This window comes from Pontibacillus litoralis JSM 072002 (assembly GCF_000775615.1).
Lineage (GTDB): Bacteria > Bacillota > Bacilli > Bacillales > BH030062 > Pontibacillus > Pontibacillus litoralis.
The window spans coordinates 48772-66129 of the sequence record NZ_AVPG01000018.1; the positions used below are offsets into that span (position 1 = coordinate 48772).

General features: G+C 32.6%; 15 protein-coding genes. 4 read left to right on the forward strand and 11 right to left on the reverse strand.

The window, feature by feature from the left end; all coding sequences use genetic code 11:
* Positions 1–706: 706 nt before the first annotated feature.
* Positions 707–1093, forward strand: a complete 387-nt coding sequence (locus tag N784_RS11435; protein WP_036835031.1) for a hypothetical protein — start codon at positions 707–709, stop codon at positions 1091–1093.
* 4 nt (positions 1094–1097) lie between these two features.
* Positions 1098–1589, forward strand: coding sequence for a hypothetical protein (locus tag N784_RS11440; RefSeq protein WP_036835032.1), 492 nt, complete (start codon positions 1098–1100; stop codon positions 1587–1589).
* 68 nt (positions 1590–1657) lie between these two features.
* Here the strand turns inward: N784_RS11440 and N784_RS11445 are convergent, their stop codons facing one another.
* The 5 genes from N784_RS11445 to N784_RS11465 all read right to left on the reverse strand — a co-directional run bounded on the left by N784_RS11445 (position 1658) and on the right by N784_RS11465 (position 6724).
* Entirely contained in the window at positions 1658–2944 is a 1287-nt protein-coding gene (locus N784_RS11445) for a hypothetical protein (protein WP_036835033.1), read from the reverse strand.
* A 66-nt stretch (positions 2945–3010) separates the two neighbouring features.
* Positions 3011–4090: a YecA family protein gene (locus tag N784_RS11450; protein WP_232306015.1), complete on the reverse strand. Its 1080-nt coding sequence runs from the start codon at positions 4088–4090 to the stop codon at positions 3011–3013.
* A gap of 24 nt (positions 4091–4114) precedes the next feature.
* Complete coding sequence (locus N784_RS11455; RefSeq protein ID WP_036835035.1) at positions 4115–5290, reverse strand: hypothetical protein; 1176 nt, start codon at positions 5288–5290, stop codon at positions 4115–4117.
* A 38-nt stretch (positions 5291–5328) separates the two neighbouring features.
* A complete protein-coding gene (locus N784_RS11460) occupies positions 5329–5982 on the reverse strand; it encodes a hypothetical protein (RefSeq protein ID WP_036835036.1) in 654 nt (217 codons plus the stop codon).
* 79 nt (positions 5983–6061) lie between these two features.
* The gene (locus N784_RS11465; RefSeq protein WP_232306016.1) at positions 6062–6724 is read right to left on the reverse strand and encodes a hypothetical protein; all 663 of its coding nucleotides are present in this window, start codon (positions 6722–6724) and stop codon (positions 6062–6064) included.
* 221 nt (positions 6725–6945) lie between these two features.
* On the opposite strand from N784_RS11465, the gene N784_RS16025 reads away from it, so the two are divergent.
* Complete coding sequence (locus tag N784_RS16025) at positions 6946–8034, forward strand: helix-turn-helix domain-containing protein (protein ID WP_052127284.1); 1089 nt, start codon at positions 6946–6948, stop codon at positions 8032–8034.
* Positions 8035–8238: 204 nt separating this feature from the next.
* A complete protein-coding gene (locus N784_RS11475) occupies positions 8239–9360 on the forward strand; it encodes a YcjF family protein (protein ID WP_036835040.1) in 1122 nt (373 codons plus the stop codon).
* Positions 9361–9468: 108 nt separating this feature from the next.
* On the opposite strand, the gene N784_RS11480 is transcribed toward N784_RS11475, so the two are convergent.
* The 6 genes from N784_RS11480 to N784_RS16840 all read right to left on the reverse strand — a co-directional run.
* Positions 9469–10989, reverse strand: a complete 1521-nt coding sequence (locus N784_RS11480; protein WP_036835041.1) for a TnsD family Tn7-like transposition protein — start codon at positions 10987–10989, stop codon at positions 9469–9471.
* Positions 10986–12467, reverse strand: coding sequence for an ATP-binding protein (locus N784_RS11485; RefSeq protein ID WP_052127285.1), 1482 nt, complete (start codon positions 12465–12467; stop codon positions 10986–10988). Before N784_RS11485 ends, N784_RS11480 begins: the two co-directional genes overlap by 4 nt.
* A complete protein-coding gene (locus N784_RS11490) occupies positions 12460–14601 on the reverse strand; it encodes a Mu transposase C-terminal domain-containing protein (protein WP_052127286.1) in 2142 nt (713 codons plus the stop codon). Before N784_RS11490 ends, N784_RS11485 begins: the two co-directional genes overlap by 8 nt.
* Before the next feature lie 14 nt (positions 14602–14615).
* Positions 14616–15413, reverse strand: a complete 798-nt coding sequence (locus N784_RS11495; protein ID WP_036835042.1) for a heteromeric transposase endonuclease subunit TnsA — start codon at positions 15411–15413, stop codon at positions 14616–14618.
* 116 nt (positions 15414–15529) lie between these two features.
* On the reverse strand, positions 15530–16099 hold the full coding sequence (locus N784_RS11500; protein ID WP_036835043.1) for a site-specific integrase: 570 nt from the start codon (positions 16097–16099) through the stop codon (positions 15530–15532).
* Positions 16100–16604: 505 nt separating this feature from the next.
* The coding region (locus N784_RS16840; RefSeq protein WP_036835044.1) for a PIN domain-containing protein at positions 16605–17358 on the reverse strand (754 nt) is incomplete at its 5' end.

Here is a 17358-nt window from a genome sequence, read left to right on the forward strand (position 1 = left end):
AATTAGCGATCTCCGTTACGTATAGAAATGTTAATAACCTCCATTAAATCCTTAAAAATACATTAACATGTTATTTCTAATAATTCAAATTATTTTGACGAAATTTGGTTGTGTTTTAATGTGAAAGATTCATTAAGGGAAACATTAATAAACCGTGACAAGACTAGGGATTGGACATAAAAAGGCCCCGAAATCGGAAATGTTTATTTTACGAAATCGGGGTCTTAATCGGAAATATTTATTTTAGTTAGTCAAATTTCTGTGACATTAAAATAAACATCCCTCAAATCACCTCACTCAAACCCCCACTCCACCGTTCGAGTTAAAATAAAGATTTCCGACCGAACCCCCATTTTGAAGGATTTTTGATTCAAAAACACTCCATTTATCCCCTCTTTTTCGCCTGTTTTTTCACCTTTTTTTCTGTTTTAAAATAAAGTTTTCCGAGAATGTTGCGTAATGGAAACACGAGATAACCGAGAAAAGACAAGGGATGAGCATGAAAAAGACCCTGAAATCGGAAATGTTTATTTTCACGAAATCGGGGTCTGAATCGGAAATGTTTATTTTGATTGAGAGATGTTTATTTTAATTAGACATAGTAGATTTACGCCAGTGTTTACTATACCGAATATTTATTTTAATAAAATGTTATCAAACTATGGTAAAATTGCATAAAATATTCAAATTAATGGAGGGATTTAAAATGGATAGTAGAGAACAGATCACAAGATTAGAGAATGAGGTCAGAGAATTAAAAACTACATTAGAGGAGTTAGAGTTCAGACAAGATTTAATATTCCATGATTCACCAGTCAATAGAATCATTTACGAATATAAAGTAACCAAACAACAATATGACAAAGTGATGGATCTTATGGATCAATATAGAGAGAAGATCGAGAATAATGAAAAAGTTTCTCATGGTGTTTTTGAACAAAAAATATATGATCTTATTCCACAACAGTCAGGTAATTATCACTTTGTCGAATTTTTAGCAGCAGCTTTTAAAGAAGAAAATCGTTGGGAAGAAGTGTTCCTAACATTGTACAGTGATATGCCAAAATTCAAAAATTTAAAGGAAAGAGGTTAGGCTTTTGCATTTTGGAGAAGTTTTAGGGATTATTGGTAGTATAGCAAGTATTATTAGTATAATTGGTGCAGTAGTTTCATGGAAGAAAGCTAATAAAGCTAAATTATATAGTGACATTTATTACACCACTGATACCAAAGAGAGCCTTCAAGCAGTTTTTGTTAGGTTACAAGGAATACAAGAACTAACTTATAAATTAAATAGTAATAATAAGCGTGGGTTTAATCAAGAAAAGGAAATTAGAAACTATGAAGAAATTATGCAAAAAATTATATACTTAATAAATATTATGCCTACAGGTTTTACTATTATTCTATCCAGGCTACGTACTTTAAAAGAAACATTTGATTCTAAGATTCAAAAGGAAGAAATAATGGATTCACAGGAGTTGTTTACTTTTAAGAATTCTTTGGGTTTATGTATTGAAGATGTAAAGGGAGAAACTCAAAATTTAAGAAAAGAGTTAGATGATTTACAAAGTAATGCTACATTATAAAAGCCTCTCTAAGAGGCCTTTTATTATACAAATTTGTGTTAAACTGATCTGATTGTTAGCTCTAAGTATTACGTTTCCCAAGGTACTACTTCATAATTCCCTTCCCAACTAGAGAATTTTAATCTATTTGCATGTACGCCTGAATAGCCTATTAAATATAGTAGTAGCATTTCTGTATAGTACATCCCCAAATTCATTATTAGATACTTAGACTTAGAGGAGAAGTGGTCTATCTTTTGATTTCTTTTTGGATGGGCAATATGATTTCTATACTTAATTAACAGGTCAGGACCGTTTACAAAATTATCTTTAAAAATAATGTAATCACCAGTCAATTCAGTTACTACTTTTGTTAATTCTAAGGTTTTCTCTAAATTTATTCGAAAGCTATTTTCTTTATATTGTTTATTGCTAATAATTGGTGGGGATTGTTGTGTAAGCAAAATATATGAGAGCTTCTCTAGTGCTATTTGTGAATTTACAGTTTTATTTTCTATAAACAAAGTATTCAAAGCCTCTATATACCAGTGAATTATTTCTTTTATAGATTGTTTTAAGAATTCATCTTCAAATCTTTTGTTTAATAGTAGTAATAGCTCTTTGATTGAACCCCCTCTTTGTTTGGGGAACCAATTTGGTATTCTTTTATATGGGCTCAGTAAAGGAGTTGAAAAATTTTTAAGAACTAATTCATTTTCCCTTTCACCTATTTGTATTGGGGCACCTATATGCCTACCTGAGGTGAAATTTAAAACCCATAATATTAACTCCTTAATCTCATTTATATCTCCCTCATAAAATAGAGAATCATCTATCCTTTTTATTTCAAGAATGTGAGTGAAATTAAAGCCATTGGTATCCTCTAACTTTTGAAATATACTTTCATCCTTATAATCATGTCTCATATGTAACTTAATTTTCCAGTTTCCTAGGTTAAATCCTAGCCCACCACGAAAGTGGAATTTTTCGTTATATATTGGATCACCTAAGTACTTTACATAATTCATTATATTTAGATAATAGGTATCTATCATCTGATTACCATCGCTTTTCAATTCGCCAATAACTTGACCTCTAATATAATAATCATTTTGCACTAGATCAAGAGATGCTCTAGTAGCATACATACCTTTAACGCACAATAACATCCCCTTACTATCCAATAATGATAAATCGAATCCTTCACATGTTCCTTCAAATTTAATACTAGGCTTTGGAACAAGAGTTAATTCAACTGTCCCATCCAATTCAAATTCACTATTTTTCACCTTTAGTTTAAAGATGCCTTTGTAGATTGGAAATTTTGTTCCTTTGCTCACAAAATATGGTGAACTAATTGCTTTTATAGAATCCATTTAACCACTCCAATAAATCAACTTACACTAAGTAATTAGTATATTAATTGTATTCGTCTTATCCGCTTAAATATCAAACAAATCGTATACAGGTGGTCCTAATCTATCCCAAACAACACCAGACAACTCAGCTATACTCTCCATTCCCCAAATCAATGAACCAAATTCACTTTTCTTAGATTCATCCCATTTATCCCAAGCATCAGGGTTAATAGCAATATTTTCACTAATCATGGGAAGTAGATTATTAATGTAGTTTTTCTTCTGTTGTTCAGTTGTTACGTTCATTTGTTTATAAAAATCAGAAAATAATTCATCGTTTTCTTTTAGCCATGATATAATACAATATGATTTTTCTCTTTCAGAAAAAACTACAACAAATACATGTTTCATTAAGATATCTAATCTTGAAAGGTCTTGAATTTCATTACCTTCTAAGTCATGACTCATAGCTTCAAAACCTGTTGCTGCAAAATTTAGTGGTTGATCAAACTCCCAAATAACACTTGTTATAATGTCATAGTCTTCACTTAATAACGCTTGATCAAATTGCCTCTTAACAGGTTCAAAATCATTTAAAGCCATATTAATTCCACCAAAAGGATTATCTTCACTAGGAACTTTTAGCAATGATGGCCTTTTGGCATATATGAGTTGGCCCATTTTAGAGACTTCCTGTTTTTTATGAAATTCTATAGCAAAACATCGATACGTATAAAGAAATATGTGTTCAGCACTTTTATTAAATCCATTATCTTCTATTGGCTGAAATAGCTTGTTATCATGATAACCACAAAAACCTGTAAAGACTGATGCTTCCTTTCTACCATACTTTGTCATTACTGCAAATGGGTTGTCTGCTTTAGGACAAGGCATATATACAACACCATTACTTGCGATATTCTTCAACATCTTGTTATTTTGTATGGAATGAGCATTAATTATTTTCTCTGAACAAGCATTCTTGTCTGGGTGCAAACACTGTTTAATTCTTGATTCTTTCTTTATTTTTTTATACGTCTCACGATAGTTTATAGGATTTGAGAACTCTTCCTGGACGCTACCATTTGTTCTCTCAATGCAGCATCCTTTGAATTTCTTTCCACTTCCGCATGGACAAGGATCATTTCTGCCAATCCTCTTCACCACTCTCACCCCTTTTTTTGTACATTAATTTTTTTCATCCTCGCAAAAATTATTTTTGAATAAACTATCTTTTTCTCCAAGTATTTCGTCACTTTTATCTACTAAAGGATCAATCCAGTCCGCTTTAGCCTTTGCCCATTTTAACCATTCAATTAAGTTTTCATTTTGATCACCCTTTGCTATATCAAACTCTACAGCATACGCAAACCTTCTTATGCGGTCGGCCTTTTCCCAATCAATAGCATATTGATTCAATAACTCAACCTTCTTTAATTCTTCTTCCTTTTTCATCTGTATCTCTTCTTGAATAATTTTCTCTTCTAACCGCCGCTTTCTTTCTATCTCATGCTCTTCTCTTATACTTTTTTTTACATGAATTGCTTCCATAATCCATATTACAATTTCTCCTATCTGCTCCTCGATCTTTTTTGTTTCAGTATCATTCCAGTTTTTTCGTTTTGCATGGTGAAAATCAATCCCAAGATGAAGTTTCCCAGTTCTTTTATAGTCATAAGTCGGAATAGAATAGATGCTCTTATTTAACTCTTCCTTAGTTGGTTTATGATCAAATCCTCTTTGTTTTTCTCTAATAAATATGGGGACACTATCCGAATTTAGCCGCACATGTAATTCGTTATGCTTATAGTAACCATGATACTCAGGAGGACCTATTTCAATAGTATATCCTAAAAACTCCAATGCTCTGAAGAGGGTATTGTAGATGCGGTATGCACGTTCTTTTTGTTCACTGGAAACATTTATGTCAATAATTTTACCCGTGCGAGGCCTTGTATCTTCATCTTTATACCGGTAATATTGTTTTGATTCTTTTATTAAATCATGGGGCTTGGTTAGTTTATCTGGGACAGTTAATGAGAAACAGTATTTTTTAACTCTTTGACGCTCATTTTCTGATAGAAATAAAAGGTTATCATCCATTTTCCGACTGATCGAATCACTAGAGTCAGCGTGAACCACGATCTTGCTCGGACCATCATATTTAGGTAATGGAGGAATATTAACTTTATGACCTGATTTGACTTTTACCCAATGGCCAGCTTTTGGTAGAGGAATATTCATTTTTAAACATTGTTTGCGTAGTGCAACATCTGACACGCCATAACGTTTGGATAGAGTTGTCATCGGGATTTCCCATACCTCTTTATATAACTTCTCACGCTCATAGATTCTTGGCTCCATTAATAAACCTCCAACCATAAATTCCATTTGTATAACAATTAATGAATTTTCCTACCATAATTCATTGTATTTTCTTTAATCGACTCCTCAATGAACAGCTCCTGAACAATTTCTGATATCTGCATAATCTTTTTTGGTCTCGTATTTAAAAATAAATTTGCAAACCCGTTAACAACTGGATTAACTGAGACAAGAACTACTGTAATAATGATTAGAAGCTCTACAAGAAATATAACACTACCAGGATCTCCTTTGGCCATTAAACCAACATTAGTAACAATAGCTGTTAAAATCATAGCTAGATAAGGAGTTAGATTATATTTAACTGTTTCTTTATCTCCTTTACTCTTTAGTAATAATGAAATTTCCTTATATTGTATTGAGTTATTTAGACCCAGTTTACTCGTTAAATATCTTTTTATATACCCTTTGTGTTCTTTCCTCTTAATCTCTATATTTTTTATAAGTATCTTATCTACTTTTCTATTTGTCTTGATTAACAAAAATATTAGAATAAATGCCAGTAAAAAATTCCACATTATGATGTGAACTGACAAAAAGTATAAAGTAAATCCTAAAGCAAATATAAGTCCAAAAAACTGAAATGTCGTCCATACACCTATTACTTGATATCCCTTTTTGGATTTCTTATCTTCAAACGAAAAAAAGTCTCTAATAAATCTATCTATCATTTCCTATTCTCCCAACTGTAGATATTTAAAAAAAGACTTCCTTAGAATAGGAAGTCCAAACGTTATGGGTTTTATTTATCTAATAACGATAATGAACAGTAAACAATGGATCCTTTTGATAAGCGAAAGATACAATCTGGCGATTCACATTCGGTATAGCAGAAATACTTTCACTTATTTCTCTATTATTCTCATCAATACCCTTTGTTAATTTGGGGTCAACTTTTGCCGCAATCGGTGTCATAACTGTGATTTGTACCCTACCGCCATTTGGTGCTACAGCCAATCCATCAAATGGTACCAGTATTTTCAATTCGTAATCGGAAGAATCACCAACTGGGTAAATCTTATAATCATATGACAGTAGATAAGTGTTTGGTGAATTTGAAATAGGAGTTAAGGTTGTCTTTTCCATTACTGCTCTTAGAAGAAAACGAGCAGAATCTTCGATAACACCCTCCAAATTTGACTCCTCAGATTGTTTCTTAATATCCTCAGTTCCTTGCAAAATTGTAGATGCTTTCTTAGGGTTCATATCTACTCCTGCAATTTTAAAGAAACTCAATACTTCAGGTGGTACAGAACTACCATTAGGAACATACCATGTTTCCTCAGCCGGAAGTGGCTCGTCCATACATAATAGTGTTTCAACGTGAACAGTATCAAAAGCATTTCCGTTATAACGAGAAGTACCATTGATAACAACATTTACATCTTGTAATCTAATATTCAATATAAGCACCTCACTATAAAATTTGTGATTTGCTGGCTTTTTATGTTATATTTATTTCACCAATAGTAAAACCAGCAATACTTTTTGAAAATGCGGCTGCAACCGCATTTTTTTATTACAAACACCCATAACGTTTGTTATAAAAAATATAACATTCGTTATATTTGTTGTCAACTAAAAAGAACATATGTTATTTTATTTATAACGAGTGAATAAAAGGAGAAACAATTATGTCCATAAAGGAGAGAATTATAAAAAAAAGAAAAGAGCTAAACCTTAATCAAACAGAACTAGCTAAGAAAGCCGGACTTCAAGCACCTGCAATTAGTCAATATGAGTCAGGAAGTCGTAATCCATCTTACGATGCTCTAGTAAAACTCTCAAGAGCCCTTAAAGTGTCTATTGACTACCTTGTATCAGGTTCTGATCAAGAAACACAAATTTCAGATCCTAGTGTTCTAGTTCTCTTGAAAATTTTTAAAGGTTTAGAGGCAGATCAGCAAAAGAATATTTTAGACTATGTATTTTTGTCTGCTGGTACCTACAATATTTTAGATTACTACGCCAATGATCCTAAGCAGTACGCCAATTATATATATGAACAAGTTTTGGAAGCTAATTTTCCTGTAGATATATATAAAGTTCTTACAGAACTCAATTTGAAAGTTGTGCAAGGAGAAATTGAAAATCAGGCCGAAGCCATATTATTAAAAAGAAATAATACAGTAATCTTAAATAAAAACACCTCAAATGAAGCTAGAGTAAAAAGAACACTGGCTACGTTAATTGGTCACTATGTAATGCCTTGGCATATTAAAAGTACTTACTATTATAGGAAAAAGGGGAATTCAACTACCAAAGCAGAAGACATAGAGGAAATTGAAGCTGCTTCATTTGCTACTAATTTAATAACTCCATCTGAGATATTAGAAGCTGATTTAGCTAATTTCACAAAAGGAAAAGTCAGTCTAACCAATTTAAAAAAACTTGCCGTTGAAAAATATAAAGTATCATTAACTTCACTTTGTTACCGTCTAGTGGAATACGATAATGACCGGTTTGCGGTTATACAATCAAGCGACCTTATGACTAAACAGGTATTTACAGTGAAGATGATGATTAAAGAAGGAAAACCTCTTCACAAAGATAGTAAAGCATATGAACTTTTAGACCAACCTAGTAATATAGAGGAATTAAAAGAAGGACATGTAAGTGCAAGTACATGGCTAGATAACTTTGAAGGTGGTCAATTATTGTATGAAAGTTCTATATATAATCCTGAATACAACGCTGTTTTAACATTGTTATCAAAGTTCTAAATAGTTTTACAGAGAAGGCATCCAACCTATAGATGATGTAGTTTTAGTTCTATTTTGTGAAGAAGATACAAAATACAACAAATTAACAGGAAGACATTTAGTACCAATAAACAAAATTTCTCAAATAACTTAAACCGCTTCAATAAGTGCTTAAATAAGTATATAATTTTTTTAACTACTATTTTGATACTTAGGAGAATATCTATGGAAAATACAACTAACAATAAGAAGGATTTTTCGTTCGAGGATATATTAGAAGAATTAGAATCTGATTTTAAAAAGATGGTAAAACCCAATATTATGATTGCTGGAAAAACAGGTGTAGGTAAGAGTACACTAATAAACTCAATTTTTAGAGAGAATATGGTTGAAACAGGTACTGGCAAGCCAGTTACACAACATTTAAAAAGGATCTCTAAAGATTCCGTTCCAGTAAACCTTTTCGATACCAAAGGCCTTGAACTTGAGGATATAGCAAGAGAAGAAGTACGAAATGAATTATTGGGAGAAATTGAAAGCAGAGAAAAAAGTAATGATGTTAGCGAACATATCCATTTGATGTGGTACTGCATATCGTACGAATCCGGTCGAATTGAAAAGGAAGAAATTGAATGGATTGAGCTTTTTTCAAAAAAAATGCCTGTCATCCTTGTGTTAACACAATGCATAAGCGATGATGAAACATTTTCAAAGGATATTGATAACTTAAATCTCCCTGTTGTAAACACAGTAAAACTATTAGCTTCACCTAAAAAAATAATGGGTAACTTTGAAGTTCCTCCTTATGGTTTAAGTACCCTAGTCCAGTTGACTTTTCAAGTACTTCCAGAAGCAACAAAAAAGGCCTTTGTAAATGCCCAGAAAACAGATATTAAACTGAAGGTAGAACAGGCAAAGAAATGGTCACTTGGGTTTATAGCAAGTTCATTTGGAGTAGGATTTACTCCAATCCCTTTTTCTGATGCTGTGGCATTAGCTGGAATACAAATTACTTTAATTACAAAGATAACGAATATTTTTGGCTTCCCACATTCAAGGGCATTTATGCAAACTATCATTTCTGCGATTGCTGGATCTGGAACAGCTTCTCTTGTTGGCAGAGCAATCGTTGGAAATATACTTAAATTTATTCCTGGAGTCGGTACATTTACTGGTGGATTAATAAATGGAACTGTTGCTTCAACAATTACTACAAGTCTCGCATTCGCTTATATTAAAGTATGTGAAAAATTGAGTACTGTTGAAGATTTAGAAGATCTTTCCCATGAAGATATTGCCAAGATGGTTAAAGAAGAATTTGAAAAAGAATTAAAAAAGAAAAAATAATTAAATAAGTAGGGGATAATATCATTCTCCCTACCTTAAAAGGTATCTACTATGGGTTAGATACCTTTTTCACTGTTTTAGTTTTTAATAGTAAAATTATATTTTATTTTAATTACCGAGTTCATATAAGGTTTTTATAATTAACTTCCTGAATATTCCTTTTCCGCCACCAAACCCAGCATACAATTGAATCTTGTATGCTGTCAGTGTTTCACCTTTAGCCATCATCTCCTTAATTGCCCACTTAATCTTACGAATACGAAAGGAATCTATATCTTCGCTTACTTCTTGTATATACTGATTAGTTCTTATTAACTTAGGATTTCTAATCCATTTACCAATACCGATTTCTTTTCTGATGCTTTCTGTAGTTATTCGAATTGGTTTCCCTTGTTTTATTAATAACTTTTCTACGGCTCCTGTAGCAAGCCTCAAACACTCTTCATCTCTCTTTTTCCAATCAATCGTGCCAGTTTTTTCTTTTCCCAATTGAGCCTTTGGTGTTACATTGTCATACCACTCCCAATCATATCTACAGATCCATGTATGTAGCCCTTTCCCTTTATCTTTTAACTGACTTCTATTTGCACCAGGATTTTCTGCAATTAATCGCAACCAACTTTCCCTTCTCTGACCAATGTCAAAACTCGGATTATATTTGTCTGAATTAGACTTTTTCCCAATAACCCTTTGTTCTTGAAAAAGTTTATCTGCATTAACACCCAAAAACTGTAAGAACAATAAATGTCTCAAGGGACTCCTATTTTTTTGGTTATTTCGTATAAACAATCGAAGCCAATTAGTCGGACTATCCGGGTCAAGACCGCTCTGCATCATCTCCAAATACTGTGGAGGATAGTAATGCAGGAATCGTTCTTGAACATCTTTCATATACAAATTTCCATTCTTTGAAGCTAGCCCTTTTTCTCTTAGCCTATCAATGTAATAATTAATTATATAGTTTAACTCTTTTCTTGGAAGGTTCTTATTCAATAAGGACTCCGCAGTATGGATATACTGGAGATTTAATTGTTTAATAGTGTCTGAGTAATCATCTGCTACTATATTTTCATTACAAACCTGTTCATCTGCACATATAAATTCAAGACCGCTTCCAGTACTTAAAACAGGACTCTCTTTTAAAAGGATATGGTGTTTTGAACAGTAATAGGCACCTATTATCTGATGATTGATACGCCAATAACTCTCGCCCAATGTATTCATATCTTCCTTAAAACATACCGGACAATACTTTAAATAACTCGGTTTTCGTACTTTACTTCCACCAAATCCTATTAGCTTTTCAATGTTTATTTTAGATCCATTTGATCCTTTTCCCATTGTTTCATAGATAAGGTCTGTTTTCTCTTGTGAAAGAAATGATGTATAAAACGGAAATAGAGTATGTTTCTCGATAATCTCCTTAGATGTTACTTTTGAAGTTTGTGGCAAACATTTAACAAATGAATCAATGTATTGGGGAAAATAAGAAGATGATACTAAAACGTACCTTCCGAATAAATCTTCTATTAAAGCTCTCACACTTATCATTCCGCACTTCCTCTGATATCGTGCAATCACAGAATAAAAAAGTTCGTTTTCATACAATTCTGGTAGAAAATTAATCATACATCTTTCACTTCAATCCATGTTGTGACTTCCTCAATATAATTATTTTCTAGTAGCAATTGATATGGTGATTTATCTTCTTTAGCTCCCTGCGGAAGCAAATTGCGTAAATCATCTTCCGGGTATTCTTTATACTTGGTTTTCTTCTTAGGTTTCTCTACCTTCTCAGGTGGTTCGGCATTATATTCCTTCTTCTTTCTTACTTGTTCTTCCTTTCTCACCGCTCTATTTTGCTTTATACTCGACTCTTCTAATTCAATCTTTCTTATATCTTCATACTTTGCAATTTTATGTGGATTCCCTGAACGAATTGCATTTAACATTGGTTGAAGTAACCTAAACTTTTCATTTGCTACTTTCTTTATTAGGCCGATGGAAAGCTCTTCTTTTCCACTTTCTATAGCACGCTGTTGTGAGTACACAAATAACTTTATCACCAAATCCGAAATACCTTGTGTAAGCTCATATATTGTTTTACCGAATTCTTCACTATAAGGTACGAAATTTTGTGTCCATTGATATTTCCATATTGACTCTAACAAAAGGTTAAATTCATTACCATATTGCATATTGTGATAAACGATTTCAGCGTTGCCTGTTAAACGCCTCGTCATACGCAACTCCTTTCCGAATAAATCGTATGCACCCGGAGTTCCTATTAAGCAAAGATTAATTCCCGTATTTATTAAGTAGACAAAGAAGTTCATAATTTGTTCCGCACCACGTTTTTTTATATTCTGTGATTCATCAATAACAAGCAGACCAAGCCCTATATTGTGTGCTACCTGACTGATTAAAGGTAACATGCTATCTACAGACATATTTCTCGAAACGTATTTCTTATAATTATTTGTTCCTAGCAATTCATCAACTTTCATGAAAAATTGTAAGCACAATGCTTTTAAACTTGAATTACTGGGTGCTTCTAGCTTCAGCCACACAAGTTGTATTTGATTAAAATGGGTCCCTTTGTATTCGTTGTGAATGATTACTTGTGGAATACTACTAAGGACTCTATTAATCGTTGTTGTTTTACCCATGCCTGAAAAGCCAATAAATGTCCCGCATCCAGAAGTAGTCCTGAAATTTTGTCTACTATTTATTTCATAGGAACGATTGATTATTTCCTTACCAGAAGCATTAATATATTGCTTATAATTCTTATCAAAAGGATTTCTTGCTAAATACCCTTGCATAATCAACGAATGTACCATATTCCATACTTCTATATGTACTGGAAGGGGCGTGAATAGCTGAAAAAGACGGTTTACCATATGAATGCGATAGACACTGTCAACATACCTGTCTTCTTCCTTATAGATTGGCTTTACCATGAGTTTCCTTATGATTGCTGCTTTATCCAACAACGGTGGTAATGCTTGAATTAATGGGTTTTGATTAAACTCTTCTAATGGGAATTCCTTATATTCCGCCTGAATAGCTTCCATTCCATTCGGTAGAAATATAGAATTACTCAATATCATCATTCCAATCTAACTTTTGTATTGCTCTAAATAAATCAAGTTCATCCTCTTGCTGCTCCTGTTTTTCAATTGATTTCTTCAATATTTCAGCTTCTTCTTCCTTATTCTTAATCATTTCCCGTTGGAGTTCCCTTTCTTCTCTTTGGTTCTCTCTTATTCCTCTTAAACGTTTAGCCTTACTTAAAGAACTATCCTTTGTTGCTTCCGTCTTCTTCTTTCCTTGTCCAACTATTATTTGGATATCATCGTATAGCTTCATCTTTTCTTGCAATTCTTGTTCTTTACTCATATTTTCCATTGATTGTTCATGCTTTATTATCTGATCTATTTCATCAATTCCTTTATGTTCATACTTAGTTAAGTATTCAAGAAGGTTCAATTTATGGAATTCTTCATCCTCATTAATTGTATATATAGAAGAAAGGTCTCTAGGGTCATACCAAATCTTTATTTTTTTGCTACCATTAACTCTTGCTGACTGAAACCAATTGTTTTTCAAGGAGTAATCCGAAGCGTACAGCATCTTCTTATACCTAACCCCACGTGAAGTAATGGATGCTGTATCCGTTGGAAGCAAGTGCATCTTCACTGTCTGTTCAGGTAAGACACGTAATTGTCCTTTCATATTTTTCACACCATAGTCCCATATTTTAGTGGGGATTTTTTCTACTTCTTCACTAATCATGATTTCATCCAATACATATTCACTTAGAACATGATGATTGTTGTGGAATAGCACACATTTGATTACTATTCTTGTGAATTCGTCTATGGTCAGATTGGCTTTAAGTCTATAATCTTCGTCTCCTCTTTCTATCGAGTTCTTTCCATTCTTTACAACCCCATCAGCAAATGGTTTAACCTTTATGTTTAATTGTGCAAATGCCTGCTCTATAATTCCTTTATAGTCCGCTCTATATGGTGGTGCGTTCTGTATCGATATACCTAATCCTCCAATAGCATCTTCAATCTGTTTTCCATTTAATTCACCCCTGTCGGCAAATATCCTTTGAGGAACACAAGAAACGTCCCATTCATCTTTATTCAGTGTGATACCAAACTGTTTACAAAAATCATTTTTGGGTAACATGCTATTTGCAAGAGCTACCATAGTGCCTGTATAGGAATTAAAGGACTCAAATGTAACATTGACTCCCACAATCATTCTCGAATACACATCTATTACGCATATTAAGGTGGGCCTTCCTACGATAAGGTTGCGATTCACGGAGGAAACAAGGTATATATCAAATTGTGTAGAGTCAATTTGCCACAATGTTCCTGGGCCTAACCCTGCATCTTGTGTTGAATTCCCAATGATAGTACGGTGTTTTTGATAGTAGTTTCTTGCTCCTTGTCTTTTAATCAATTCTTTCTTTAGGCTATTAAACTTTTTATACCAATATAGGAACTGGTGATAAGATGGAATTTTAGAAGACTCCTTAATCACCGGAACTTCATCACCATTATCATTAATGATTTTCTCTGTGAAAAAGTCTTTCAGTATTAACTCATAAGTCATTTTTAATGAGTTTTGCCTACCATTATAGTAATAGCGATTTAAGCCTATTTTGAAAAATTTCTTGATTTTATCATCAACATTTACTCCATGATTACCAGATTTACTTGGTCTTCCACGTTTTTCGTCACTAGCTTCTCTTTCTTTACCTTTTAAACCACATAAATTAAATTTAGGAAGCAATCCATTGCGTATTTTCCCTCCTTTCCAATAACGAATAAGATAATTCTTTACAGTAGTGTAGTTAACACTATAGGCCTCAATAGCCATTTTGATTGCATTTTCTCGGTACTTGCTTTTTAACATCAGAATTTCAGAATCTACCTGTTGAAGCACAAAATTCACTATATCCCATGCTTGACTTCTTCTTTCCTTTTCTGCGTCACTAAGTTCTTCTTCAGCAACAAGACGGACATATGGATCCTTTTCTAAAACAACTATCTTATTCTCTTGGTAATCAGTAGCTAATTCATCTTTCTTAATTGAAAAAGGCCACCTCAATTTGTCCATATCTATTGCATAAACGATAGAAGAAAGTCGATCACAATTTACAATTCTTATCGTTTTTCCATCAAAATATTGTAATAACATATTTTCTTTTATTTCCATTTCAATGAACCACCTTACAGTAGTAAATCTCTGACTATTGATGATAGGTCTACTTTTTTTGTCATATCAATCACTAATTCCTTCTTTGCTATCAAATAGCGAAAAAGAAATAGACCCATACCTTTATGTAACCTCTCCCTTTTATCAAAGTGCTTTAGCACCTCTCCTATTGGAAGTTCTTCATTTTCTAAAAGGAACCTTAGCAGTACTAACGAAAGCTCATCTTTATCTATCCCATTCTCATTTCCCTCAAGCATTGTCTCCCTTACCCATTCAATATTCTTTGACAATTGTCTAGGAAGTTGTTTTTCGGTCATTACTTTCCAATCCACTCCTTTTTGCTGCCAATACCTCCTTTCTATTTCTAGTTTTTCAAATGTTATTTTTCTTTTAAGTTCGGTAGTATTTTTTATAGTTCTTGCTATATCCTTCTCTTCTCCGTTTGCATCTTTTATAGTCAACAGAAAGTTTGTAGTTAAAACATAGGGCTCTTTAGTCTCCTTATCCGAAAACTTATCAAAACGTAAGTCCTCTTTATCATCAATGACCTCATCAACATCTAATAACGGAAAAGATTCTCTTATATCTATGACAGTCGAATTAAATTCAAATAATAGAAAAGCTCTATATTGGTTATCAGAATGGAGGTGATGAATGCGTCCAGTTTTCATTCCATAAACTCTCGAGACACGGCCTTTTGAGCTGTAATTATATGTGAAGTTCCAAGGAGTGTAATTCTTTCCAACTCCTTGTCCTCTTCCTTCTTTCAAATACTTCTTTAGCTTTTCCTTTGACCAATTATTTGCACCCATAAAACCCCTCCTTAATTTTTGAAAACAAAATGACTATTGGCAATCGAGTTCGTTTTTTTTGAACTGATTATCAATAGTCATTTACTTCTTTTCTATTAAATTTAATAATCCCACTTTTATAAATTCACCTCTAAATAAAGATTATCCAGATCTTCTTGTAATATACCAAGATATCTTTTTGTTTCTGCAACCGAACTATGGTTTAAAGCAATACATATATAATCGAGTGATATGCCTTTTTGAAATGCCCAGTAGCCCCAAGTTTTTCTCATTCCGTGTGTAGAAAATCTTTCATGAATACCCACCATGTCACAGGCAATATTTAGCATGGAAGCAGCATATTGTCTTGAAATCGGCTGATTTACTCCCTTTCTACTTGTAAAAAGATAATCATCCTGATTTTTATTTGAGTACTCTTTCATGTAATCATTGATAGCTTTTGTAAGGTTCTTTGTTATAGGGAACCTTTTGTATTTTCCGGTTTTCTTTTCATTTATTTCTATAAATTCATTAGTTTTTTTCCCATTCCAAACATGTTTTACCTTTAGTGTTAAAATGTCACTTATTCTTAAAGCTGATGATATTCCTACCATAAAGAGTAAATAGTCCCTTTTATTTTTACCACGTAAATATCCTTTTACAGCTTCAAGCTGTTTCAAGTCCCTTATTGGCTGAACTACTTTCAATGTTTCACCTCCTAATTTACTTAACCATATTATATCTATGAATTTGGAAACCACAAGAGCCTGGAGGCAATAGAATTACGCTGTCTTCTAACTCATTTTTTAAAAGTTTTAAAGGGAGTATATCTTTATAGTAATAGGTATAGTTATCGAGGAAAATTAAATAAGATAGTAATTAGTTCCTAGGAAGGATGCCATTCGAACTCCTAATCTTCTGTTATATTGCTCTATCTTTTGTTTTAATTTCTAAACTATTATACCAAGTTACCCCCCCTAATAGTAGACCAAAATAATTTATGAACAAGTTAATAAAAAACGTTCAGATAAGATGGTTCCCCCAAAAAGTTAGATTATTAATCTAACTTTTGGGCAGTATCAAATCCGAACGTTTTTGCTTGTTATTTGAATAGATATTGATTTTAGAACATATATCAATTATTATGTTACTTTAACAACATTATCCTCTCCCAAAACTGAAGCCATATCATTATAAAGTACTATTTTGGAGTTATATATATTGTACATCTTCCACTGAAAAAGTGATGATTTCATCATTAAGCATTTTTATAAAAACGCTTACTAGAACTTCACGATCACTATCTTCCGACAAATATTGTTCATCATATCCGTCGTCTCGTTCCCATACGGGATTTTTAGCAGCAATACTGAAATCGACATTATATTCTAAACTACAGTTTATTTCTATGTATCCATCATCCACATCTTTTGTTACTTCCTCTATAGTAGTATCTCGCAAAATACTTTGTGAGTCTTCACCCCAACCTGAAAAATATTCTCCCTCAAATTCTGTATTATTAAGTAAGTTTTCGATTTGATATTCAATTTCAGATGTGTTTGTCACATAACCCTCTATAATCTTTATTGTTTCAGTTTCATCCAATTCAAAGGTGTCAATCAAATAATCATGAAGCTCGTCCTTTTCATTCTTGAAAAACTCCTCAGCATTTCTGTACATTATCAGTTCTGGAGCTTCCTCATATAGATTATCATGAAGTTCATACTCTTTGCCTTCTTGTATAACTTTCCCAAAATCCTTAATGTTGTTAGTTAACAAAAATAACTTGTCAACATCTTCAACGAACTCTTCATTATAAAAGTCGAGTACTGTCTCCCAAATAATTGCGTCTTGAAAAGAAGGCTTATTTATATCAAAAGGTTTTTGGTTATCAAAATATTTATCTATTACTTTACCTGAAAAATCACTTGAATGGGGACTGTCAATATTTTTGTGTAAATGACTT